This is a genomic window from Pseudoalteromonas sp. 4NS20-0020, assembly GCF_057554385.1.
In genome coordinates this window covers 500,569-523,408 of sequence record NZ_BAAJMI010000004.1, presented here as the reverse complement: position 1 = coordinate 523,408, position 22,840 = coordinate 500,569, and the positions used below count along the sequence as shown (strand labels likewise).

The window sequence follows — 22,840 nt, the reverse complement described above, 5'->3', positions numbered from 1 at the left end:
GTAATAGGAAGTAAGGTATTAAATTATGAGTTCAATAAACCATCTATGACAACGAAAAAGCACGTTGTTCAGCTGGCCTATTCAGTTAGTTTAGCCAGCCTTGTTGTTTCCCTTTTATACTTAAATAAATAAGCGCTAAGGCAATAAAAACTACCATAAGTGGCATTACAACCGAGCTTATTCCTAGCAAGGCAATGCTATCAATTATAAAAAAGTTGTAGTATTGCTGTATAATTATCGCGCCGAGCGATAAAGCAAAAGTAGGTGTTGCCAGCGATTTTTTAGCAAGTAAAAAAATGCAGCCTAAAGCACCACCAAAAACGGCAACGGCGAAAGCAATGGTGGCCCATAGTGGGGTATTTGAATATGCAGCTTGTTGATCTAATGGTAGTTTACTGATCATATCTGGGCTTGTCATTATGTGCATAATGAATGCTATAACGCCCAATAAATTCCATATAAGAGCAGCCCAAGCGACAGGTTTAAACCAGTTTTTAGGTGTGTGAGATGACATGTGTAACCTTATTTTTTATTATTATTAACAAGGTTATTAAAGAGCAAAAAAGCCAACTATACAAGTTGGCTTTTTTATAATGCGATTTGTAAGATTACCCAAATGAAATAGGACGACGCCCTGTTTTTTCATCTACCTTTGGCTTTTTAGTGCGTTTACGTTTACTTTTTGCTGGTTGGCTTTCAGGCGGTGAAATGTTTTGTTTGGGTTCAACCGGCGTTTGTTCACTTGGCCTTTGTGCTGGTGTTGCATCTTCACTCAGGGAGAGTTGAAAGAGCTCGCCATCAAATTCCAGTACATCACCACTGTATAATTTTTTCCGCTTTATTGTACAAATTTCATGGTTAACACCCACATAGCCTTCGGCGATTAGGTTTTTAGCTTGGCCGCCACCTTCAACTAAATTAAGTACTTTTAATAATTTACAGAGCTCTATCGGCTCTTCTTCTAGTTCGATTTCTATGTATTCTTCGTTCATTGTTACTCTCGGTGGAGGCTTGCATAGGCTGTAGTATAAAGGCATAGAGCCAATTATGCACCAAACCAAATCATTCAAATTTACGTATTAGTTATTTTTTAAAAAATGACTCACTTTAAAAAAACTGAAGTATTTATTAGTTAAGCTCCGGCGAGTCATGTTTGTAAGTGGCTTACTAATTGCTATAGCTGTGTCGAATTTAGAATACATAGAATCATGGAGTAAAAAATGGGCGTAAGATTAGCAATGAGAAAAGAGCTAATGGGCTTAAATCATTCAGACATGTTAACTGCCGATGACGTTAGGGAACACCTTAGTAGATCAATAAAAAAGCACGACCAAAAACCCGAACGCGGGTTTTCGGTTATTTCAAAATTTAACGATACACACAGTCAGTTACTCAGTGGCAACACTAACAAAAAAAGCGTTTTGGAATTTGAACGTCACCGCTTATTCAAAGAAGTGTTATATACGCGTAAAAGTGTAGATGCTTGGTTAGATAACCAAATAAATTAAGTTGCGATAAAGTAATACCTCTAATAGACTACAAGTGTAATCAACTGAGGTGACTATGAAAAAAGGACTTTTAATTTGTGTATTGGCATGTATGTTAGTTGCATGCCAGCAACCCACCGTTTATGTTTTTAGTGAAAACTTGCAAGATGAACAACGTAACAAGCTCGATGCGGCGTTAAAAGCACAAATTCTTCCCTATGAATATGTAACGTTAGAAATCCCATCAGATTTTGGTGAAGCAACGTTGCTTTTATCAAGCGATAAAATTTATTCCAAAGAGACAGAACAACTTGCGTCCATAATGCAAGCGCTCGGGTATGAGCCACACGTTAATTATACAAGTCGCTCAAACCATTTTTATGGTGATGGCAATATAGGTTTTTATTTAAAAAATACGGCTGCAAATGCTGCTTTTGTAATGCCTAAACAGTTACGAACAACTCAATGCAGTGAAGATAAGTACAATGATTTAATCGTTACCTTTACCAAAGAATACGCTGATTTTACTTTACCCAGTGGCGCAGTTGTGAGGTTGGGTTGGGAGTTTTTATATGGTTACGTTGTCATTTATTACAAAAATTATTCGCAAACTTATCGTCATTCGCAGCCACTTATAAATACTCCCTTTGGCGATAAGCCATCAGATACTTACACGTTTACAGCCCATGTTAATAATCCTAGCTGGCTCGATTGCTCATTGCAGGTTGTTTATATGGACTGAGCTAACCGTGATTTTCTATATAGTCACTGAGCTTAGTTATTCGTTCACTCATACCTTCAATAATACGGTCTTTAATTTTTTCTCGAATAACATTGGGTAACTGAGTGAGTGCTTCGGGAGTGATGGCAAGGACAATGGTGTCGGTTTTAGCGCGAGCACTTGTACTGCGCTCTCTGTTATTTATAAATGCGCCTTCACCTATAAATTCGCCAGGCTCTATTGTGCCCAGTTCAAGTAAGTGATTATGCTTAAATACTAAAAGTGCGCCGCTAAGTACAATATACAATCGTTTATCGTTATCGAACTGTTTAAACAAAAATTGGTGCTGGCCAACTAGATACAATAGGCCATATGATTCTAATAAAATTTGACGCTCGTTGAGCGTAAATTCCTTAAAAAAATGTAGCCTGTTAATTATTTCCATTTGTTTGAACAATGGAATGTGTTCGATTAATTTCATTCGATATCAAAATTTAATGCACATTGTTAGCTAATATTGCGCTCTTTTAATTTTCGGGTCAATGTATTGCGACCCCAGCCTATTTTTATGGCGGCATCTTGTTTGTGGCCCGAACAATTAGCAAGTGCTGTTTTAATTAAGCGTGTTTCTAATTGTGCCTGAATGTCTGGCCAAATATTTTCTTTACCTTGTTTTAGTTCATTATTAAGCCATTGCTGAAAAGCATCCAGCCAATCACCTTCTTCTTGTATTGGTGTTACTTCAATAATTTCAGGGGGCAAATCTTGCTCTGTAACAAGCTCGCCTGGTGCCATAACCGTTAACCAGCGACAGGTGTTTTCAAGTTGGCGAACATTACCTGGCCAGTTAAATAAACGAAGTTGCTCGGTGGCTTTAGGGCTCAATACTTTGCTTTCTACTTGCAGATCTTTAGCGCTTTTATGTAAAAAGTGTTGCGCTAAGCGTTCTATATCTTCGGTGCGTTCACGTAAAGCAGGTAAACGAAGGCGTACTACATTTAAGCGGTGAAATAAATCGTCCCTAAACTTACCTTGTTTAACTAAGTCTTCTAAGTTTTGATGTGTTGCGGCAATAATGCGTACATCAACTTTTATACTTTGATGACCACCAACACGGTAAAATTCTCCGTCGGCAAGTACGCGAAGTAAGCGTGTTTGCACATCTAAAGGCATATCGCCAATTTCATCTAAAAATAAAGTGCCGCCATTGGCTTGTTCAAATCGACCTTTTCGCACGGTATCGGCACCGGTGAACGCGCCTTTTTCATGGCCAAACAGCTCAGACTCAACTAATTCTTTAGGTATAGCAGCCATATTAAGTGCAATAAATTGGTTTTCTTTACGCGGGCTGTGATTGTGAAGTGCACTTGCAACGAGCTCTTTACCCGTGCCCGACTCACCATTAATCAAAACACTCATGCTAGATGCTGAAAGTTTACCTATTGCTCTAAAGACCTCTTGCATAGCGGGTGCTTCACCAATGATGTGAGCACTTTTAGGGGGTGTTTGCTTCCGTTTGGTTTTTTTTGTGGAATTTGCTCTAAATGCGCTTTCAACAAGTGCAACGGCTTCATTTAAATCGAATGGTTTAGCTAAGTACTCAAATGCCCCTTTTTGAAAGGCGTTCACTGCTGAATCTAGGTCTGAGTGCGCAGTCATTATTATTACTGGCAAGCCAGGGTTTTGTTCTGCGATGAGTTCAAGTAGGGCCATGCCATCCATACCGGGCATTTTCACATCCGATACTAAAACAGTAGGTTGACTAAACTTCAATGCATTAAGTACATCTTGCGCGTTGGCAAAGCTTTCTACATTAAAACCAGAGCGTTCAAGTGCTTTTTCAAGTACAAAACGAATTGATGCATCATCATCTACAAGCCAAACTGTTTTCATGGCAACTCCAAACATTAATCTGCAAAGGGCAGATAGATATTAAATTCAGTATGTCCAGGCCAGCTATCACATTCAATATAGCCATCGTGCTGATCAATGAGCGTCTGTGCAATCGAGAGTCCAAGCCCTGAGCCACCTTCTTTGTTGGTGATCATAGGGTAGAACAAGGTTTCACGTATGCTGTGATCTATGCCTGGTCCGTTATCAGATATTTGGATCAACAAGGCTTTTTTAGGTGCCTTACCTGGACGACGGTGTTGATGATTAATACGCGTTTTTATTTTTATCTCACCACCCTCAGTAAGCGCCTGCTGAGCATTACGAACAATATTTAAAACCACTTGTTGTATTTTACTCTGATCAATAAACACATTAGGGATACTAGGATCGTAATCTTTTTTCAATTCGATATTTGAACAATTATCGAGTGTGCTTAACTTCACTACCGACTCTAACGCTTGGTGTATATTAACGTAAGATTTTTGTGGCAGTTGATTAGGCCCTAAAAGTCTATCTACTAGTTCACGTAATCTGTCTGCTTGCTCAATGATGAGCTCAGCGCATTGATTTCTTTCTTGCTGATCAACCTCATATTGCAATAATTGCGCCGCTCCGCGAATTCCACCTAAAGGATTTTTAATTTCGTGTGCCAAGCCTCTTATTAAGTTACGTGCTGCTTGGTATTGATGCATTTGATTTGAAGCTTGATCGTGCTTTATTTCATCGTCCGTTTGACGACATTCTAATAAAATATACGCAGTACCTTTAAAGTTAATTCGCCTTGAATTAACACTTACTTTGGCATGGCGAGAATCGCTAAAGACTACGTCAGCTCTGTGTTGTTGGCAATCAACGCCATCAATTAATGAAAACTGCGCGATGCGTTTTAAGTCAATTGAATGGTAATTAAAAAGGGTATCAAAGGGCTGTTCGAGTAAGCGTTTAGTGGCAAGCCCAAGTAACTCACTGGTACTGGTATTGGCATAAAAAACGGTAAAATTTTTATCGAGAAGCATAACTGCCGTTGTTTGATTTTGCCATATGGCATCAAGCAATTCGGGGCTAAAATTTTCGTTATTAATCATGTTTGCACCATTTTAGTGCGCAGGTGTTTACAGGCCAGGTTTTATCTTAAATGAGCTGCTGCGCCTAAGTATTAAGTTTCGCTTTAATTGCTATGGATTTTGCCTTTTCTGCGCATATTAAATATACGTGGCTCGCTCACAGCGATAATTTGGTTTTTCTCGTTAAACAGTCTTAGTTGAAGCATATGTTCACCGGCTTCAACATCAGCAATTGCAAATACTGAGTTATTTATTGCAGGGCCGTTTGCTTCTCCATTAACAAGCAATTGAATGGTATAGCCTGCTTTAAAGCTCGGCATTACGCGGCTGGTGACGTATATTGTGCCGGTATTTTCATGAATGGTTTGATTGTGCTCAGGTGACGTAATGGCAATACCAAACCCTGTTTTTTTAGTATGGGATTGGCTGCTGAGAGTCGCTATATCTTTAGCGGGCATAGTTAAGCTCTGGCTAGAGAGTTTTACCTCTGTAGCACCTTTACGCGGTGTATCTGAAAACACTAAAACGCCGTTTTGATCTTTCCAAGCGTAAATTCTTTTTTCACCCGCATAACCATAATTACTTAATCCTAAAGTAATCATTAGCAATAAAATCTTACTATTCACACTGCTACCCTGCAATTTTTATGATTGCTTAACTTTAGTGGAGTTTGATTTAATTTACCATTAAAAAAGCCCGCTAAGCGGGCTTGAGAACACACATTCTTTTACAGTGTCACATTAACAGCTGTAGTACATTTCGAACTCAACTGGGTGAGTTGTCATGTTAAGTTTTTCAACTTCTTGACCTTTAAGTGCAATGTAAGCATCGATTAGGTCGTCAGTGAAAACACCACCTTGAGTTAAGAACTCGCGGTCAGCACTTAATGCATCTAGTGCTTCACCAAGTGAAGATGCAACTTGTGGAATTTCTGCTGCTTCTTCTGCTGGTAAGTCGTATAAATCTTTATCCATTGCATCACCAGGGTGGATCTTGTTTTTGATACCGTCAAGGCCAGCCATAAGCATTGCTGAGAAAGCAAGGTATGGGTTAGCTGTTGGATCTGGGAAGCGTACTTCGATACGACGACCTTTCGCAGATGGTACCACTGGAATACGGATTGAAGCAGAACGGTTACGTGCAGAGTATGCAAGCATTACTGGCGCTTCAAAGCCTGGTACTAAACGTTTGTACGAGTTAGTTGATGCGTTAGCAAATGCGTTAATAGCTTTAGCATGCTTGATAATACCGCCAATGTAGTAAAGCGCTTCTTCAGAAAGACCGCCGTATTTATCACCAGCAAATAAATTAACACCGTCTTTAGCTAAAGACTGGTGACAGTGCATACCAGAACCGTTATCGCCAACAATTGGCTTAGGCATGAATGTAGCTGTTTTTCCGTATAAATGAGCCATGTTATGAATAACATATTTCATTTCTTGGATTTCATCTGCTTTTAAAACCATAGTGTTAAAGCGAGTTGCAATTTCGTTTTGGCCAGCTGTTGCTACTTCGTGGTGATGTGCTTCTACTACTTGACCTAGCTCTTCAAGTACTAAACAAGTAGCTGAACGCCAATCTTGTGAAGAATCAACAGGTGAACAAGGGAAGTAGCCGCCTTTAACACCTGGACGGTGACCAGTGTTACCGCCTTCGTAATCTTTATCTGAGTTCCATGCCGCTTCTACAGCGTCAACTTTGTACATTGAACCAGACATGTCTGATTTGTATTTAACATCGTCAAAAAGGAAGAACTCTGGTTCTGGGCCAAATAATACAGTATCAGCGATACCTGTAGAGCGCATGTACTCTTCAGCGCGTTTTGCAACTGAACGTGGGTCACGCTCGTAACCTTGAAGTGTAGAAGGCTCTACAACGTCACAACGTACGATTAATGTTGTTTCTTCAGTGAATGGGTCAAGTTTTACTGATTCAGCAACAGGCATTAATACCATGTCTGATTCGTTTATGCCTTTCCAACCAGCAATTGAAGAACCGTCGAACATTTTACCGTCTTCGAAAAAATCTTCATCAACTTGGTGATGAGGAATAGATACATGTTGCTCTTTACCCTTTGTATCAGTAAAGCGTAAATCAATGAACTTAACGTCATTTTCTTTAATAAAATCTAAAACCGATTGTGACATGTGTCCTCCAACTATTGGGTTTTATTATTGCTGCATAATTGCTTTGGGATTTATTAAGCTGATTTTGTGCCATTTTTATAACTCTATGTTTATAGGTTAAAAAAACTTAGTTGCTACAATGTGGGGCATAAAATAGCACCAATATGGTGCGGTCAAATTCCACTTTGGTGCAGGCTATGTGCACTACAATTTGTTGTTAATTTAATCGCTCGAAATTAGCATAACCTAAATGTAAAAGAGTGCCAAAAATATCGTCTAAATAGTGTAAACTGCATTTTTGAAAAAATAATGACAATTTATTTCATATAATTGTCATATATAAAACAGATACTTAGTAAAAGTATTGAGAAAGTTTTGAAAATTGTATTGGATAAACTTTCATCCATGTCATTAATGAGGGATAATATGCGCCCTTTTAAATCCTATGCTTGGACATCTCGTGAAAACGCAGATGAGTGCGTAGATCTTGCAGGATCATTGAGAATTTAATTTCTCTGAGTAAATATATGAGCATCGAACAGTTAAGAAATATAGCGATTATCGCGCACGTTGACCACGGTAAAACAACTCTGGTTGACAAACTACTTGAGCAATCAGGTACATTAGAAACACGCGGCGGTAACGAAGAGCGCGTGATGGACTCAAACGACATTGAGAAAGAACGTGGTATTACCATTTTAGCTAAAAACACAGCTATCTCTTGGAATGACTACCACATCAATATCGTAGATACCCCGGGACACGCCGATTTCGGTGGTGAAGTTGAACGCGTACTTTCGATGGCTGACTCAGTATTATTACTTGTTGATGCTCAAGAAGGCCCAATGCCACAAACGCGTTTCGTAACGCAAAAGGCATTCGCGCAAGGCTTAAAGCCAATCGTCGTTATCAATAAAATTGATAAGCCAGGTGCACGCCCAGATTGGGTTATGGATCAAATCTTTGATTTATTCGATAACCTTGGTGCAACTGATGAACAGTTAGACTTTAAAGTAATCTACGCATCAGCTATCAACGGCTGGGCAACATTAGATTTAGACGAGCCATCAGACAACATGGAACCTATGTTCAAGATGATCGTTGACGAAGTATCACCACCGGATGCAGATCCTGAAGGTGACTTCCAAATGCAAATCTCTCAGCTTGATTACAACTCGTATAAAGGTGTAATCGGTATTGGTCGTATTAAACGTGGTTCTGTTGCGACTAATCAACAAGTTACAGTTATCAGCGCTGACGGCACGACTCGTAACGGTAAGATTGGTTCAGTACAAAGCTACCTAGGCCTTGAGCGTATCGACACTGATAAAGCTTATGCTGGTAACATCGTTACTGTAACAGGTTTAGGCGAGCTTAAGATTTCAGATACTATTTGTTGTCCTAACAACGTTGAAGCATTACCACCACTAAGTGTTGATGAGCCTACAGTTACAATGACGTTCTCTGTAAATAACTCTCCGTTCTGTGGTAAAGAAGGTAAGTTTGTAACATCACGTAATATTCGTGAACGTTTAGACAAAGAATTAGTACACAACGTAGCACTTCGTGTTGCAGATACTGATAACCCAGATAGCTTCCGCGTATCAGGTCGTGGTGAATTACACCTTGGTATCTTAATCGAGAACATGCGTCGTGAAGGTTATGAGCTTGCTGTATCTCGTCCAGAAGTAATCCTGCGCACTGTTGATGGCGTGTTAGAAGAACCGTATGAAACACTAACTATTGACTGTGAAGAAGAGCACCAAGGTTCTATCATGGAGCAAATTGGTCTTCGTAAGGGTGAACTTACTGACATGGCACCAGATGGTAAAGGCCGTATGCGTATGGACTTTATGATCCCAAGCCGTGGCTTAATCGGTTTCCAAACTGAGTTCATGACATTAACGTCTGGTTCTGGCTTACTTTACCATACGTTCGATCACTACGGTCCGCACAAAGGTGGCGAGCTAGGTGTTCGTAAGAACGGCGTAATGATTGCAAACGCAACAGGTAAAGCACTTACTAACGCATTATTTAACTTACAAGAGCGCGGCCGTTTATTCATCGGTCACGGTGTTGAGGTTTATGAAGGTATGGTTATCGGTATTCATAGCCGTGATAACGACCTTACAGTTAACGCGCTTAAAGGTAAGCAACTTACTAACGTTCGTGCATCTGGTACAGATGAAGCACAAACATTGACACCACATCTGAACTATTCACTTGAGCAAGCGCTTGAGTTTATTGCTGATGATGAGTTAGTAGAAGTTACACCTGAGAACATTCGTATTCGTAAGCGTCATTTAACTGAAAATGAGCGTAAACGTGCGGGTCGTGCTCCTAAGTAATAATCTATTAATTTAGAAAAATGATTTCAAAAGCCGCTGTATTGCAAAATACAGCGGCTTTTTTGTTTTTAAAGCAAGAGAAGCTTTCAGTTTTTAGTTATCAATATTGAGCTCTAAAAGCACAGCGCCTCTTGTCCTCTTTGTGAAAAATATGCTTAAAAAATATTTGCACAAAGAGAAGATAATGAGAAGTAAAAGAGCAAGCGCTAAAACAACTGATAGTTCAAAGCTTCTATTTTGTTGGTTGGTTTTTTCGTTGTGTTTCGCTGCGCTTAAACCAACCTACACGCTAACTTACATCACTTTTTTGGTAGTAAGGTGATTTTGCCAAATACATCTGCGTCTATAAATCCTCGGTTTCTGTCACCGTTCACTGGCTGTACTTCGTGTGACCCCATAAAGTGCTCGCGTGTTTCACTGCCATCGTTATCGCAATACGCGAGCATAAAGCCAATAACTTGTTTTTCTGTTAATTTAAGCGGTGTATTTTTTGCGCCTTGTTGATAATCATTCGGGTAGAGTTTTATCGCAACCTCCCAAGTAATGTTATAGGGTGCAGTGGTATTGCGTTTCCAGTTGCTAACTAAGTGGTCGGTATACAAGTGCGCTTTTTTATCAGGGCCGTAATCGGCAGCTTGGTTATCAAGGCCAATATGGTACGCTAAAGCGGTGTGGTTAAATTGGTGAATCCCGCCCGATGCATCGCTATCTATAAATATTTCAAGGGCATCGTCATCCCAATATTTATAGGTAGGGTCTGGGTGGTTGTCTATTAAAACATCATCTACAATATCGGCTTGTAGGTATAAGAATTTTTCATCCCATAATAAGCGATAGCGGCCTTTAAAATCGGCATCGTTTGAAGGCAATGTACCATCCATTAAATGTGGCATATCGTGCCAAGCAGCCTTATCCCATGCGCTTTCAGATACGCCGTCAATATTAATAGGGGTTGACGTATATTCAACGTCAGCAGCCATTACTTGGCTGCTGATCACTAAGCTCGTGGCTAACAGTACTTTTTTCATTAATTGTTCCATTAATTAAAGTTGGCTTAGCTTGGCTTAAGTTAACAATAAAAACAATAATATATGCGTATTTTAACTAATAGCACCTGTAATGCTGCCTTTTAACGCTAGCATTAATAAGTGGGCGCTTTCGCCAGACATTTTAAATGGATTAAAATCAACAGAGCCTGAAAATTTCAGATTCAGTGATTGGGTTACTCTAGATTGTGGAACATAACCCATAGACCACTTTTCAAATTCTCTTTCTGGAATTTGGGTATAGTTAAGCATAATTACATTGTGGTGACGTTTGTCGTTTAATATTTGTTGATAGGTATTATTTACTGCGGTTCTGGAGCCTTCAAGGCACTGTAAAAAGTATTCGTTACTAAAGCAAAGCATGCCGGTAACATGTGTTTTTACATTATAGGTACGAGCACTTTGTAAAATACTTTCTATATCTTTTGGGCCAAAGCCGTCTGAAATTTTGCTTGCGTAAATTAGTCGTACTAGAAACATAATAACCCCACATTGCTTAGTTAATTAAAGATAGTTCAGCTAGAGGGTTATTACGAATTATGTTGATGTATTTCAGCTGGTGGGCAATTTAAAATTTAATACTTTCACCTTCATTTAAAATATAAAGCGGCACGGGTGATTTCATTGTTTCATGCATGTGTAATAAACGTAGTAAAGCCGAATGACTACTTCGGTCGCCCATTTTCCATGATGAGTTACCGTACCCCCACGGTATCATTACTTTACAGTTAAGCTCGTGTGCGGCCTTAAGAGCATCTTCTGGGGTTGTATGAACATAACGATACCACTTGGGATTATCTTCGCTGTAGTAAGAGGCTATAGGCATTAAGCACACATCAATATCGCCATACTTTTGCTGAATATCGCTAAAGTGTTTGGAGTAGCCGGTGTCGCCTGCAAAAAATAAGGTGCTGCCATTTTGTTCAAGTAGCCAGCCATTCCATAAGTCTTTATCGTTGTCTTCGTAAATAAAGGGTACTAATACACGGCTGCTAAAGTGATGCGCTGGTAGTGCATGAATGGTTAAATCATCAATTTTAGTTTTTGCATACCACGCCATTTCGCTAATATTAAGTCCTGCGTTTGGAAAGTTATCTGCCATGCCTAATGGTGCTAAGTAGCGAGGTTGATTACCTATTTCTTCTATGTCTGATTTATTAAAATGATCGTAATGAATATGCGAATACATAACGGCATCTAGGTTTTTAAGTTCGCTTTGAGTAAGCCAATCACCAGGTTGTCTATAAAACCCAGAGGCAAGCTTAAATGCTAAATCAACGGGTGAGTCAAACTGCTCTTTTACGGGGTCGAACACTACATGCTGTCCATTTGGTGTTTGGATCATAAAGCCAGCATGGCCTAACCAGCGTATATTAAAGCCAAGGTTTAACCGTGGCTTTAATTGCTCAGCGTTAAATGTGCAATTTTCAGCCGTGGTTTCGCATATTACATTCGGGTGTTGTGGGTAGCAGTCAGCTTCACAGGTAACCGGATAGGTTTTATCGCCCGCATAAAGGTTGTGATAACGCCCTTCACGCTCACCTGATTTATGAATTGGCGTTATGCTGTCTTGCCCAGCAATTACATTTACAGTGTTTGCGCTGCAGGCGGCTAAAAAGCTTGAGGTAATAAGTAAGCACAGAGTATGTAATTTCATTTCGACTGTTGTTATTGTTTAAAAGAAAGTAAAGCTTATCAAAAGCTATTTATTAAACAATGTGTTAATCGTAACAAAAAATAATCACAAAAAAGCCCGTTAAAATTAACAGGCTTTTAGAGTTGTTATAAAAATAGCATTATTAGGCTTTGTTCATTTGCTCAATAAACTTATTTGAATCGGCGATTGACTTGTTCATGTCGTTCATCAGTATCTGAATGTCACGTTTAAGGTTAGTAAATTCACCTTTTATAGCAGCAACTGCCTGTGCATTTAAATTATGCTTTAAGTACAAAACGTTATCTTTTAGTGATGATAGCACTGGTTCCATTTTACTTTCAGCACTGCGCATAGAACGAAGAAGCTGATCAAATTGGCGCTTAGTGGCATTAAGTTTTTTACTGCTTTCGCGTTTTAACGAAGCGCTTTTGTACTGTTCTAATTCATCGCTCCACTCGTCAAACAAGGCTTCAGCAACATCTTCTACTTTATTGATATTGGTAGTAACGTCGTCTGCGGCTTTAAGGCTTGATTCGTAATCGTCATTTAGTTGATTGTAAGCATCTTGGAGCTCACCGCCATCAAAATTAATTAGTGTAGTTAAACGCTCAAGCGCTGACTGAAACTCTTCTTGAGATTCTTCTTGTGACTCTTTGGTTTCTTCTACGCGGTCAATAAGAATGTCACGTTTGTGAACACCTACTTTTTCCATTGCAGAATAGTAAGCTGATTGACACCCAGATAATGCTAACGTTAGGGCAAGTATTGATGCGCTTAACAGTGTTTGTTTTTTCATTTGATTCCCTATTTACGTGTAAGTGCTGTAAATTCCGGTGCTGATTGTTATGATAATCAAAACTCGATAAGCACAAGTCAATTGTATGAATGATAAGCTCTCCCATTACAAACAGCAAGTTAAGTCCTTTATGCGCCAGCAACCCGGTTGGTGGATGCAATATATTAATCGTTGTATAGACGATCAAATTACAGTCAATGCTGGTTACCTTGCTTACGTAACTCTGCTTTCATTAATACCGCTTATCGCTGTAGGGGTTGCAATATTTTCAGCGTTCCCGGGGTTTGAATCGACTCGTATGGAAATAGAAAGCTTTTTGTTTACTAACTTTGTGCCGACCTCTACGGATGTGATCAGAGAGCATATTAGCTCTTTTGCAGGCAATGCCAATCAAATGACTGCAGTGGGTATAGGTTTTTTAGCCGCTGTTGCCTTACTTTTAATACGTAATGTAGATGCAACACTTAATCGCATTTGGCGTATTAAGAAAAAGCGCCCAATGATGATTTCATTTGCAGTGTATTGGATGGTACTGAGTTTAGGCCCAGTGTTACTGGGGGCAAGTATTGGTGTAACTTCATACATTGTGTCGTTAGTATCGTTTGCTGATCAAGGTATTCCAGGTTTTAGTGGGTTTTTATTAAAATTACTTCCCTATGGAATTTCAATGATGGGCTTCATCATGCTCTATACCTTAGTGCCAAATACACGTGTATCGTTTAAAGCCGCAGTACCAGGGGCATTGTTTGCTGCACTTTTATTTGAGCTAACAAAAAAAGGGTTTGCACTTTATATTAGCCACTTTCCTTCATATGAGGTTATTTACGGTGCGGTAGCAACAATTCCTATTTTATTTGTGTGGGTGTATTTAGCGTGGGTAGTTGTACTTTTGGGCGCCGAATTTACGGCGTGTATTAGCCCAAATGATATTGAGGATACCCCAGAAATAGAACTGGAAGAAGAACCTAAATCAAAGGATATAAGTTAAATGCAAGGGTTAATACAGCGCGTAAAACACGCAAAGGTAGAAGTTAACAACCAGGTAATAGGGCAAATAGAGCAAGGTATTTTACTTTTGTTAGGTGTTGAAAAGGCAGACGATAATGAGGCAGCTGATAAGCTTTTACATAAAGTAAGTAATTACCGAATTTTTACCGACGAAAACGATAAAATGAATCTAAGTTTAAAAGACATGGGTGGTGAATTATTAGTTGTTTCGCAATTTACGTTAGCCGCAAATACTAAAAAAGGAATGCGTCCGAGCTTTTCATCGGCAGCGACCCCAAGCCAAGCTAACGCGCTTTACGAGTACTTTGTTGATCAAGCTAAAGCGCAAGGTATTAGTGTTGCAACCGGTGAGTTTGGTGCTGATATGCAAGTGAGTTTATGCAACGATGGACCGGTTACGTTTAACTTATCTGTTTAGGGTGTTGTTTACTAATGACCACTATATGGTTAACGTAACCTGAAATTTTATGAGGGTATACTGTATAACCAAATACATCGAATAATAGCTTTTGGAGCTGTTTTAACTGTGAGTTATGTTGCGATAAAAAGTTAATAAATAGTTTGCCGGTAGTGTTAAGTGCTGCGTGAATTTTTTCATAAAATGCGAGCTCAAATAAAAATCGTGGCGCATCTATCTGGCAGAATAAATCTAATATAACCCAATCTATATCACGCGCAGTAGTAAGTACCACCTGCGCATCATCGCATAGTAAATTTTCGTTACTGCTTGATGCAAAAAACTGCGAATAACATGCCAATATGCCTGCATTTTTTTCAACTGACGTTATATTTACTTGAGGGTGTTGCTTAAGTAAATAGTTACGAATAGCCCCACCGCCCAATCCAAGTTCAAGCACGTTATTAGGTGGTGGCAGTGTTTGCCATTGCGCTGCTAAATATTGCAAGTGAGGAAACAACAGAGTTTGTGGATTATTAACGTCGATAATGGATTGCAACGTGTTGTTTATTAACAGCCAGCGTAAATTACCATGCTCGCGAACTTGAATGTGATCGCCATTTACGTTTTGCCAATAAAGTAGCGTTCCTTCATTTTGGCTGTTTTCAATAAAATGACTGTTAATTAGGCCTGTTGAGGTATCAATGTATGTGGTCATGGTATTTAGCATAAACCAGCTTTAGTAAAGCGCAATGGGATCTGTCATTAATTTTTTACGTATTTTAAAAGCTTCACCAAAGTCGTATTTGCAGTTTTGTTAAGATGGAGTATGGTATTTGCCATCAACAGGTTGAGGCCTTTTTAAATTTTTACATGCGGCTTTTACAGCAACAGGAGTAAGTATGTTTCAGGTAAGTACCCCACAAAGTAGCGAAGATTGGCAAGCTTATTATCAATTACGCTGGCAGGTTTTACGCGCTCCTTGGGGGGAACCAAGAGGTTCTGAACAAGATGATTTAGAACAAGATGCTGAACACCGCTTTATAAAAAATAAAGAGGGTGACGTATTAGGTGTGGCTCGATTACATTTTAATAACCACGAGCAAGCTCAGGTTCGTTATATGGCTGTGGCTGAAGGTAACCGAAATCAGCATATTGGTAGTCGCCTGTTACACGATTTAGAAAAAATAGCGTGGACACAAAATGCCGATGAACTGGTGTTATTTGCACGTGAGCGGGCACTTGAATTTTATAAGCGTCATGGGTACGAATTAAAAGAAAAAGCGCACTTGGCATATGGTGACGTACAGCATTATAAAATGGTTAAGCAAAAACCGAGTGAGCCGGGTTGGTTCCGCCATCCAAATTGGACTCAGGTACTGCAAAATATCTGGCGAGAATCAATTCCTATTAGTGATGCAATGGGCATTAAAGTAGAAAGTTACACTGATTGGCAATTTACAACCAGCGCTGATTTAGACGCTAATTTAAATTTACATAACACCATGTTTGCTGGTTCTATTTATAGTTTAGCCACATTAACTGGCTGGGGCGCAACGTATTTGGCGCTCAAAGAAGCGGGACTTGAAGGTAGCATAGTTTTAGCCGATGCAAGTATTAAGTACCTGAAACCACTCAATACAGATCCGCGCGGTTGTGTAGATTTACAAGCGTGTAAAGGCAAATTAAGCGATTTAGAAGCCGATGGTAAAACAAGTTATGTGGTACCGGTAATCATTTATGATGGTGACAACGTAGTTGCTGAGTTTGAAGGTGTTTTTGCCGTAAAAAAATAACGAGTAATTTTTAATTAAAAAAGCCAAGCATTTAATAATTAATGCTTGGCTTTTTTATAAGCTGATTTTACAACAAATCAGTTAATAATATACCTACACCAATACGCTCAACGTCAGCGTTATAATCTATTAGGCTTTCACCGTAGCCGTTAAAGTATTGCGCGTAGCCACGAACGCGGCCCCACAAAGGAAATGACCAATCAAGCTGAAGTGCACCACGATTGTCTGAATTTAAGTTATTACGAGTCATAAAGCTAAATTCATGATCGTGATATCGATATGCACCGCTAAATTCAAAGTACCCCATGTATTTGTAAATATCAGGGTTATCATCCCCTTTTGCATCTAGCAGGTTTTCTTTTTCGTCTTCAGCTATGCGATACCAAGGTTTAAAGCTAAAAACAAAGCCTCGGTTTTCCCATATGAAGTCGGCGTAAATACGGTTCCACGAGCGCGAGTTTGGTTGGCTTCGACCATTTGACTGGTGTGAAATACCTAACACAATAGCCATTTCATCGCCCCAAAGTACGTTTTCTGGATCCAGGTAATTTATCCAAAAAATTTCAGGTTCGTAGTTGGTTTCACGAAATGGCGATGAAATTTCTGAATTATAAATTTGCCAATACGATTGCAGCGTAAAACCAAAATACAAGGCTTGGTCTTCGTCAGAAAATTCGTCAAACAAGGGAACCTTGATTGAAAGTTGATATTTTGCTTCTAAGTTATCGAGCGTATCACCATCTTGTTCATCGGTGAGCTCATCAAAACGGTCAAAAGGGCGATCGTTAGGATGCGATACGTATGATAATGGCAATATGTAATTTCGTTTGTGGGGTGTGATTACATTACGATTTTTTTTACCAACCTCTTCACGTGCTTGGCGTTTATCGAGTGCGGTCAGTTGTTTGTTTTCTTCCAGTGCAGAACATTTTTTACGAAGCTCATCGAGTGTTTGCTTGCCATCGCCCCCAATCACTTCATTCAAAATACATTGCTTGACGAGTTCTATACTGCTGTCTTGCTCGTTTGTTTGTACTTCGTCTTGCGCAAATGCTGCGGTACTTAGTAAAGCTGAAAGGGTGATCCAGTGGCGCCAGCTCATTGTAATTCCTTGTGAGTATTGGGTAGGTTGTGATTTATTTTATTATAACGCTTTTTACATTAGGTACAGTGAACTTTTACTGAACTGTTTACATTACGTTAAAGGCGGTACTAACAGATCAAAAGAAAAGCGGCCAAAGCCGCTTTATCTAATGTACATTAACTTAGGAGATTAATGTACTCTCACGCAATGAGAAGGGTGAGCTATAGCTCAAATACGTTTGTAAAAAATTTATACAACTCAGTGCCTTGATTAACGCTTGCTGAGGCAAAGTGCAAAATAGCGATAGCATCGCAATCAAGAGTCAGCGTTTGTAATGGTTGTTCACTTAGATAGCGTTCCATACGTAAAATATGTGCGATGGGCTCGCCTGCTTTAATATGACCACCAAGTGGTGCTACATATTCAACCATGCCGCCAATAGGGGCGTAATAGGCAAAGTAGTCATCTAGGTTACACGCATAGCGAATTATATTAGCTGGTTTATGCGGTGCATCTACTAATACGTTCTTATGATTTAGGTAGCATAATATGCTCTTTGCATCGTTGAGTGCTTCTTTTAAATCTATTTTTTCTTGGCTACCTAGCTCAACTGTAAAGGCTTCTACCTGCACGTTGAACGAACGCCCTTGCGCGCTAAGTGCATTACTTAAGTGCCACCATGGGCAAAAGCTAGCTTCATCCATAGCGCCATCAAAGTCGCTTGGGATCAGCAGTACATGTTCAATATTAAAATAACGAGCACTGTCTGTTGCATAGGTTGGGCAATATAAATGCTTACTTGAAATAGGGCCTGTGTGTAAATCGAGTACTATGTCGGCTTGGTGCGCAAGCTTTTGCAAATTAAGCGCAATGCGTTTACCGGTATTAAGTAAATATGCGGGGCCGTTAAGTTTGGCATCTATTTCATCAATTAGGGCAGCTTTAAAATTACTTTTTAAAGCTGCATCGTCGTACTGACTATGCTCGTGTGCAAACTGGGTAACTAAATCACTATTGTAGTGATACATACGGTTCCAGTTGGTGCCCGTAATAGGGTCGAATCGGCCAAGGGTAAACTCCCCTGATTTTTGATTGCAACCAATAGGGTTAGCATATGGTACTAAGGTAATGTCGCCTTTTAAATTGAGCTGCTTTAACTGCTCTAGCAGTTGAAAAATGACCGCGTTACCTTGTACCTCTGCGCCATGCATGTTGGCTTGAATATACACGCTTGGCCCGCTGCCATCGCCTTTTAAGCGATACACCGGAATAGTGAGAGGCAAGCCATTTGCTACTTCCCCTACTACAATGTTTTCTTGGCTAATGGGTGTTGTTATGCTCATGTTTATTACCTTAAGTAGTGACTGGCATTTTCTGCTTGGCGCACACAGGTGAGCTCGCCATTTTGTAAAACGTATTCTGCGGCTAGTTCATGGCATAAAAAGTAGGGCATGCTTTCGGTAAAACCATAGGCGCCACATTGGCTAAACACCAGCCAGTCTTGCTCGTTTAAATCGCTTGGTAGGGTATGCTCGCCTAAGCAATCAAGGGCAGTACATAATGGGCCATATAGGCTCATTGCTTGTTCTGGTGCTGTTGACTCGCGAAGTAACGCCGCAGGAAAATCTTGGCTTGTAACAGCAGGGCGCAATAAGTGGTTAATCCCACCGGTTAAAATAACTTGCTGTTGGCCGTAGTTTTGTTTGCACTCTATTACGGGGTTAGCATAATGACCGCATTCGCCTACAGCGTAGCGGCCAAGCTCCATCCAAAGCTCGTCTACACCCGCCTCTTTTTTAATTTTTGCCAGCGCGGCAATAAGGCCATCCCATTCAAGTATTGTCTCGTTTTGTGTATAAGGAATACCTAAACCGCCGCCTAAATCGAGAATTTTAAGGTTTATATTTAAGTTATTAGCCAAGGTGGTAAGCGGTGCAATCATTTGCGACCACAGCTCGCTTAGCTTTTGCGTGCTGAGCATGTTGCCCCACTGAAAAATATGCAGGCCATCAAAATTAAGTGCTGGGTAATCGCCAGTATTGAGCGCTTGCCATTCATCGCAGCCAAGCCCAAACGGAGTTAGGCTGTCGCCGCCTAGTGGGTTTTTTTCACCTTCAGGCCAGCGTAGTTGCACACGCAATAAAACTTGCAGCTGCGTATTTTGCAGCTGCGCTTGTTGGTTTAACCAACGCACTTGATTGAGGCTTTCGGCAACAAAAATACGTACGCCGCGCTCGATAAAGTGTTTAATTTGTTTAGGGCTCTTTGCAGGTCCTGTGTTGAGCACGCGCTGCGAACTAATACCTTGTGCAAGGACTTGTTCAAGTTCACCTTTACTTGCTACGTCAAAGTTAAAGCCTGCGCTATCTAAGCTTTGAATAACCTTAGACAGCGGATTCGCTTTTACAGCATACCAAAGCTTTACATCGGTTTGCGCAACTAAACGGGTAAGGTGTGCGTTTAGTTTATCTAAGTCGTAAACAAAAAAAGGGGTATCAAGTTGCTGAGTAAGCTTATTAACAGCGGTTTTGATTGGCGTGCTCAAAAAGCTCATTATCGTAAAACCTCTTCTAGTAATAATGATGCATCGCTTTGTTCGTCGCGGTATTTAACAATTAACGCACACGACATGCTTAAGCCTTGCTCTCGTGCCCATTCGTTAGATGCCGGGCGAGAGCCCGGTATTACAATTGCGTACTCTGGAATTGGCTCGCCTTTATCTAGCTGACGCTCGTTAACGCAGTCGTATACCGGAATGGTTGCAGATAAGCGCACGCCTGGTGCAAGTACCGCGCCTTTTTTAACCACTACGCCTTCAACAATGACACAACCTGCGCCAATAAACGCATCGTCCTCAACCACAACTGGGCTTGCCCCGATTGGCTCAAGTACACCACCAAGTTGAACGGCTGCGCTCAAATGTACGTTTTTACCTACTTGTGCACACGAGCCCACTAACGCGTGGCTATCAACCATCGTGCCTTCGTCGATGTATGCACCAATATTTACGTACGCTGGTGGCATAATAATAGTGCCTTTAGCTACGTAGGCACCACGACGAACGCTTGAACCACCTGGTACCATACGCACGCCGTCGTCAGTGCTAAACTCTTGCGGTGCGAGATTGTGCTTATCAACAAACCCGCCTGCAAACTCAGTGTTAGTGCCATTTTTAAAGGCTTCTAAAATGCCTTGTTTTACTTCTACGTTAGCTTCCCATTGGCCGCTTTCGTTTTGTGATGCTGCGCGTACTGCGCCCGATTCTAAATTATTAAGTAGTTCTAACCAGCTCATTATAAAAACCTGTATTTAATGCCAAGATAAAATGGTGTCGTTTGCAGTGGTAATGCAATCGGTTTGCGTTAACTCAAGATGCGTTAAAGGCGGACGCAACAACGGGCTACTTAAGCGGCCTTGTTGGTGCATTAGCACTTTAACGGGAATAGGATTTGCTACAGCAAATAGGCTATTAATAGCGCGAGTCCACTGAGCAAATAAATTGGGGTGTTGACCGCTTAGGCTACGTTTTACAAACTCGTGCGTTTGTTTTGGCCATGCGTTTGCCGCAACCGATACTAAGCCTTTTGCGCCAGCTTGTGCGAAGTAGGGCATAAGTGCATCGTCGCCACTGTATAGCGCTAAATTAGGCGCGGCTTGTCGGTATGCTTCAAATTGGGTGATGTTGCCACTGGCTTCTTTTAAGGCCCACAGTTTTGGGTGCGCTTTTAAGTTTTCAATGGTTTCGATAGGAATGCTTACACCGCTGCGCCCAGGTACGTTGTACAACATACACGGATGCGCGCTTTCGTTTAACAAGCTTTCGTACCAAAGAGTTTGACCTACAGCTCCTGGTTTTGCATAAAGAGGCGAGCCTAATAAGTAGCTGTGAATAGGTAATTGGTTACAGTAGCTAACCCATTCTTTTTGTTGAGCTAAATTACTACCACCAACAGCAACCATAAGCGGTACACTGGGTTTTAATTGGCACACATGCTCAACAATCGCTTGTTGCTCTTTAAGCGTAAGGGCTAAGCCTTCACCTGTACTACCGAGCAGTAAAATACCGTTGTGTGCTGCTTCTTGTTCGCTAACAAGTGTTGTGAGCGTGTCGTAATCAACATTACCTTGTTGATCAAACGGCGTAACAAGCGCTGTCCACAGTGCGTAGTCGTTTAAATTGAAATTATTGATCATCTCTTACGAACCTATAAGGTGTTCGAGATATTAAAGGGGCTGTATGATGTGAGCCGCATTAACGTCGTTCGAACAGTATTCGAAGAGCGAATGGACTTAAAATAATAGGGCGCAAGGCCTTATTATTTAAGACCAGAAGCTCTCCACCAAACTAATAAGCTGTTTTAAAACAGCTATTGGTGACAGTCGCTAGGATTCAACCTAGTCGCCCGAAGTAATTGCTTCGCAAAAGCGTTTACCTCTCGGCGGTATTCCCCTCACGTATGCTCACTGGAGTTTGCGCTCCTAACATACGCTACCTGAATAACGCACCTCTTCTAGCCCTTTGTATTTTGTTTAACCGCAAAAGGTTTAACAAAATACAATTTAAATAGGGTAATTGCGGCGATTAAAACATTTTAGCCGTCTAGGTGTCAAGTTGCAGGGTACAGATTAGTTCATCGAAAATGTGGGTGGTTACGTATTGGCTGCTTTTCTCGTAAACTAATCCTATGAGCAGCGAGGTATTTAATAAGTATGGAAAAATTTAGCGATATTTATAAGCGAGCAGTAGAGCGAAAAGGCTCTGAAAAAATGCTTAAGTTATTACTCGCAAAACCCTTATCTAAAAAAGCATTAAGCACGTTAAGTGACGACGATTGGCTTGAAGAATTTACCCGAAAAGTTTTTCAAAGTGGTTTTTACTGGTCGGTAATAAACAGCAAATGGCCGGGCTTTAGAGAGGTTTTTTGGGAATTCAGCGTTGATAAGCTATTAATGATGCCGCCCGATATGCTCGAGCAAAAAGCGAGTGATGAGCGTATTATTCGTAATTATAAAAAAGTGAAAACAATTCCTGAAAATGCCTACATGATCCACGAAATAGCACAGGAATATGGCAGTTTTAGCAAGTTTATTGCCCAGTGGCCAACAGATAATATTATTGGTTTATGGGCGCATTTAAAAAAACACGGTGCCCGATTAGGCGGTAATACAGGCCCTTATGCCTTAAGAGCACTTGGCAAAGACACTTTTTTACTTTCGCGAGATGTAGAGAGTTACCTAAGGGCACATAAAATTATTGATGGTGGGCTGCAAACTAAAAAATCACTCACTGCTGCGCAGGCATTTTTTAACGAAATGCAAAAGCAAAGTGGTTTAAGTATGCAAGAGCTAAGTTTAATTGTGGCCTATGGTGTGGGTGACAATCGCGTAGGTATACGTCAACAGTCAGGAAATTAACC

24 protein-coding genes and 1 riboswitch are annotated in these 22,840 nt (G+C 40.4%); of the genes, 7 read left to right on the top strand and 17 right to left on the bottom strand.

The features are described 5' to 3' along the window. Positions 1-85: 85 nt before the first annotated feature. Entirely contained in the window at positions 86-514 is a 429-nt protein-coding gene (locus AC27JL_RS12965) for a hypothetical protein (RefSeq protein WP_276754200.1), read from the bottom strand. Positions 515-608: 94 nt separating this feature from the next. Further along, positions 609-992 carry an RNA-binding S4 domain-containing protein gene (locus tag AC27JL_RS12960; RefSeq protein ID WP_039038297.1) on the bottom strand — a complete coding sequence of 128 codons (384 nt, stop codon included), beginning with the start codon at positions 990-992 and terminating at the stop codon, positions 609-611. A gap of 228 nt (positions 993-1,220) precedes the next feature. On the opposite strand from AC27JL_RS12960, the gene AC27JL_RS12955 reads away from it, so the two are divergent. Both AC27JL_RS12955 and AC27JL_RS12950 read left to right on the top strand, forming a co-directional pair. After that, positions 1,221-1,508, top strand: a complete 288-nt coding sequence (locus tag AC27JL_RS12955; protein ID WP_138740536.1) for a hypothetical protein — start codon at positions 1,221-1,223, stop codon at positions 1,506-1,508. 55 nt (positions 1,509-1,563) lie between these two features. Continuing rightward, entirely contained in the window at positions 1,564-2,229 is a 666-nt protein-coding gene (locus tag AC27JL_RS12950; protein ID WP_487195773.1) for a hypothetical protein, read from the top strand. 1 nt (position 2,230) lies between these two features. Here AC27JL_RS12950 and AC27JL_RS12945 read toward each other — a convergent pair whose 3' ends face one another. The 5 genes from AC27JL_RS12945 to glnA form a co-directional block, all read right to left on the bottom strand. After that, a complete protein-coding gene (locus AC27JL_RS12945; protein ID WP_006791339.1) occupies positions 2,231-2,689 on the bottom strand; it encodes a cyclic nucleotide-binding domain-containing protein in 459 nt (152 codons plus the stop codon). 26 nt (positions 2,690-2,715) lie between these two features. Then, a complete protein-coding gene (ntrC, locus tag AC27JL_RS12940; protein ID WP_008126997.1) occupies positions 2,716-4,101 on the bottom strand; it encodes a nitrogen regulation protein NR(I) in 1,386 nt (461 codons plus the stop codon). Positions 4,102-4,115: 14 nt separating this feature from the next. Further along, entirely contained in the window at positions 4,116-5,186 is a 1,071-nt protein-coding gene (gene glnL, locus AC27JL_RS12935; protein WP_006791337.1) for a nitrogen regulation protein NR(II), read from the bottom strand. Positions 5,187-5,269: 83 nt separating this feature from the next. Further along, the gene (locus tag AC27JL_RS12930) at positions 5,270-5,791 is read right to left on the bottom strand and encodes a DUF4124 domain-containing protein (protein ID WP_277053767.1); all 522 of its coding nucleotides are present in this window, start codon (positions 5,789-5,791) and stop codon (positions 5,270-5,272) included. A gap of 114 nt (positions 5,792-5,905) precedes the next feature. Next, a complete protein-coding gene (glnA, locus tag AC27JL_RS12925; RefSeq protein ID WP_276754210.1) occupies positions 5,906-7,312 on the bottom strand; it encodes a glutamate--ammonia ligase in 1,407 nt (468 codons plus the stop codon). A gap of 506 nt (positions 7,313-7,818) precedes the next feature. On the opposite strand from glnA, the gene typA reads away from it, so the two are divergent. Then, positions 7,819-9,639 (top strand): translational GTPase TypA, encoded by a 1,821-nt coding sequence (gene typA / locus AC27JL_RS12920; RefSeq protein ID WP_277053766.1) that lies wholly within the window; start codon positions 7,819-7,821, stop codon positions 9,637-9,639. A 299-nt stretch (positions 9,640-9,938) separates the two neighbouring features. Here typA and AC27JL_RS12915 read toward each other — a convergent pair whose 3' ends face one another. The 4 genes from AC27JL_RS12915 to AC27JL_RS12900 all read right to left on the bottom strand — a co-directional run bounded on the left by AC27JL_RS12915 (position 9,939) and on the right by AC27JL_RS12900 (position 13,138). After that, positions 9,939-10,667, bottom strand: coding sequence for a CBM9 family sugar-binding protein (locus AC27JL_RS12915; protein WP_487195772.1), 729 nt, complete (start codon positions 10,665-10,667; stop codon positions 9,939-9,941). 72 nt (positions 10,668-10,739) lie between these two features. Then, positions 10,740-11,165, bottom strand: a complete 426-nt coding sequence (locus AC27JL_RS12910; RefSeq protein WP_039038301.1) for a BLUF domain-containing protein — start codon at positions 11,163-11,165, stop codon at positions 10,740-10,742. A gap of 88 nt (positions 11,166-11,253) precedes the next feature. After that, complete coding sequence (locus tag AC27JL_RS12905) at positions 11,254-12,342, bottom strand: MBL fold metallo-hydrolase (RefSeq protein WP_058429985.1); 1,089 nt, start codon at positions 12,340-12,342, stop codon at positions 11,254-11,256. Positions 12,343-12,484: 142 nt separating this feature from the next. Continuing rightward, complete coding sequence (locus tag AC27JL_RS12900) at positions 12,485-13,138, bottom strand: DUF2959 domain-containing protein (RefSeq protein ID WP_006791329.1); 654 nt, start codon at positions 13,136-13,138, stop codon at positions 12,485-12,487. An 85-nt stretch (positions 13,139-13,223) separates the two neighbouring features. Here AC27JL_RS12900 and AC27JL_RS12895 point away from each other — a divergent pair, with 85 nt between their 5' ends. Then, the gene (locus AC27JL_RS12895) at positions 13,224-14,126 is read left to right on the top strand and encodes a virulence factor BrkB family protein (RefSeq protein WP_305400248.1); all 903 of its coding nucleotides are present in this window, start codon (positions 13,224-13,226) and stop codon (positions 14,124-14,126) included. Beyond that, the gene (gene dtd / locus AC27JL_RS12890) at positions 14,127-14,564 is read left to right on the top strand and encodes a D-aminoacyl-tRNA deacylase (RefSeq protein WP_487195771.1); all 438 of its coding nucleotides are present in this window, start codon (positions 14,127-14,129) and stop codon (positions 14,562-14,564) included. It abuts the gene before it with no gap. Here dtd and AC27JL_RS12885 read toward each other — a convergent pair. After that, positions 14,548-15,273 (bottom strand): spermidine synthase, encoded by a 726-nt coding sequence (locus tag AC27JL_RS12885; RefSeq protein WP_487195770.1) that lies wholly within the window; start codon positions 15,271-15,273, stop codon positions 14,548-14,550. The two genes, dtd and AC27JL_RS12885, sit on opposite strands and share 17 nt — an antisense overlap. 172 nt (positions 15,274-15,445) lie before the next feature. Between AC27JL_RS12885 and AC27JL_RS12880 the strand changes: the two genes are divergently transcribed. Beyond that, positions 15,446-16,339 carry a bifunctional GNAT family N-acetyltransferase/hotdog fold thioesterase gene (locus tag AC27JL_RS12880; RefSeq protein WP_008127021.1) on the top strand — a complete coding sequence of 298 codons (894 nt, stop codon included), beginning with the start codon at positions 15,446-15,448 and terminating at the stop codon, positions 16,337-16,339. A 67-nt stretch (positions 16,340-16,406) separates the two neighbouring features. Here AC27JL_RS12880 and AC27JL_RS12875 read toward each other — a convergent pair whose 3' ends face one another. From AC27JL_RS12875 to dapA, 5 genes are all read right to left on the bottom strand, one after another. Next, positions 16,407-17,441, bottom strand: a complete 1,035-nt coding sequence (locus AC27JL_RS12875) for a phospholipase A (protein WP_006791323.1) — start codon at positions 17,439-17,441, stop codon at positions 16,407-16,409. Positions 17,442-17,644: 203 nt separating this feature from the next. Beyond that, positions 17,645-18,766, bottom strand: coding sequence for a succinylglutamate desuccinylase/aspartoacylase family protein (locus tag AC27JL_RS12870; protein WP_487195769.1), 1,122 nt, complete (start codon positions 18,764-18,766; stop codon positions 17,645-17,647). 5 nt (positions 18,767-18,771) lie between these two features. Next, positions 18,772-19,977: a PLP-dependent decarboxylase gene (locus AC27JL_RS12865; protein ID WP_487195768.1), complete on the bottom strand. Its 1,206-nt coding sequence runs from the start codon at positions 19,975-19,977 to the stop codon at positions 18,772-18,774. Then, positions 19,977-20,717, bottom strand: coding sequence for a 2,3,4,5-tetrahydropyridine-2,6-dicarboxylate N-succinyltransferase (locus AC27JL_RS12860; RefSeq protein ID WP_006791320.1), 741 nt, complete (start codon positions 20,715-20,717; stop codon positions 19,977-19,979). Before AC27JL_RS12860 ends, AC27JL_RS12865 begins: the two co-directional genes overlap by 1 nt. Before the next feature lie 15 nt (positions 20,718-20,732). Next, on the bottom strand, positions 20,733-21,617 hold the full coding sequence (gene dapA / locus AC27JL_RS12855) for a 4-hydroxy-tetrahydrodipicolinate synthase (protein WP_487195767.1): 885 nt from the start codon (positions 21,615-21,617) through the stop codon (positions 20,733-20,735). Between the two features lie 128 nt (positions 21,618-21,745). Further along, positions 21,746-21,942: riboswitch (Lysine riboswitch) on the bottom strand. Positions 21,943-22,133: 191 nt separating this feature from the next. On the opposite strand from dapA, the gene AC27JL_RS12850 reads away from it, so the two are divergent. Next, a complete protein-coding gene (locus AC27JL_RS12850) occupies positions 22,134-22,838 on the top strand; it encodes a DNA-3-methyladenine glycosylase I (RefSeq protein WP_006791318.1) in 705 nt (234 codons plus the stop codon). The last annotated feature ends 2 nt before the right edge of the window (positions 22,839-22,840 follow it).

Bases quoted from the DNA above. Each gene is read 5' to 3' on its own strand.
- glnL (WP_006791337.1), bottom strand. From the start codon at position 5,186: ATGATTAATAACGAAAATTTTAGCCCCGAATTGCTTGATGCCATATGG.
- dtd (WP_487195771.1), top strand. From the start codon at position 14,127: ATGCAAGGGTTAATACAGCGCGTAAAACACGCAAAGGTAGAAGTTAAC.
- AC27JL_RS12850 (WP_006791318.1), top strand. From the start codon at position 22,134: ATGGAAAAATTTAGCGATATTTATAAGCGAGCAGTAGAGCGAAAAGGC.
- typA (WP_277053766.1), top strand. From the start codon at position 7,819: ATGAGCATCGAACAGTTAAGAAATATAGCGATTATCGCGCACGTTGAC.
- AC27JL_RS12900 (WP_006791329.1), bottom strand. From the start codon at position 13,138: ATGAAAAAACAAACACTGTTAAGCGCATCAATACTTGCCCTAACGTTA.
- AC27JL_RS12965 (WP_276754200.1), bottom strand. From the start codon at position 514: ATGTCATCTCACACACCTAAAAACTGGTTTAAACCTGTCGCTTGGGCT.
- AC27JL_RS12915 (WP_487195772.1), bottom strand. From the start codon at position 10,667: ATGAAAAAAGTACTGTTAGCCACGAGCTTAGTGATCAGCAGCCAAGTA.
- AC27JL_RS12865 (WP_487195768.1), bottom strand. From the start codon at position 19,977: ATGAGCTTTTTGAGCACGCCAATCAAAACCGCTGTTAATAAGCTTACT.
- glnA (WP_276754210.1), bottom strand. From the start codon at position 7,312: ATGTCACAATCGGTTTTAGATTTTATTAAAGAAAATGACGTTAAGTTC.
- AC27JL_RS12910 (WP_039038301.1), bottom strand. From the start codon at position 11,165: ATGTTTCTAGTACGACTAATTTACGCAAGCAAAATTTCAGACGGCTTT.
- AC27JL_RS12875 (WP_006791323.1), bottom strand. From the start codon at position 17,441: ATGAGCTGGCGCCACTGGATCACCCTTTCAGCTTTACTAAGTACCGCA.
- AC27JL_RS12870 (WP_487195769.1), bottom strand. From the start codon at position 18,766: ATGAGCATAACAACACCCATTAGCCAAGAAAACATTGTAGTAGGGGAA.
- ntrC (WP_008126997.1), bottom strand. From the start codon at position 4,101: ATGAAAACAGTTTGGCTTGTAGATGATGATGCATCAATTCGTTTTGTA.
- AC27JL_RS12950 (WP_487195773.1), top strand. From the start codon at position 1,564: ATGAAAAAAGGACTTTTAATTTGTGTATTGGCATGTATGTTAGTTGCA.
- AC27JL_RS12860 (WP_006791320.1), bottom strand. From the start codon at position 20,717: ATGAGCTGGTTAGAACTACTTAATAATTTAGAATCGGGCGCAGTACGC.
- AC27JL_RS12955 (WP_138740536.1), top strand. From the start codon at position 1,221: ATGGGCGTAAGATTAGCAATGAGAAAAGAGCTAATGGGCTTAAATCAT.
- AC27JL_RS12945 (WP_006791339.1), bottom strand. From the start codon at position 2,689: ATGAAATTAATCGAACACATTCCATTGTTCAAACAAATGGAAATAATT.
- AC27JL_RS12960 (WP_039038297.1), bottom strand. From the start codon at position 992: ATGAACGAAGAATACATAGAAATCGAACTAGAAGAAGAGCCGATAGAG.
- AC27JL_RS12885 (WP_487195770.1), bottom strand. From the start codon at position 15,273: ATGCTAAATACCATGACCACATACATTGATACCTCAACAGGCCTAATT.
- AC27JL_RS12905 (WP_058429985.1), bottom strand. From the start codon at position 12,342: ATGAAATTACATACTCTGTGCTTACTTATTACCTCAAGCTTTTTAGCC.
- AC27JL_RS12880 (WP_008127021.1), top strand. From the start codon at position 15,446: ATGTTTCAGGTAAGTACCCCACAAAGTAGCGAAGATTGGCAAGCTTAT.
- dapA (WP_487195767.1), bottom strand. From the start codon at position 21,617: ATGATCAATAATTTCAATTTAAACGACTACGCACTGTGGACAGCGCTT.
- AC27JL_RS12895 (WP_305400248.1), top strand. From the start codon at position 13,224: ATGAATGATAAGCTCTCCCATTACAAACAGCAAGTTAAGTCCTTTATG.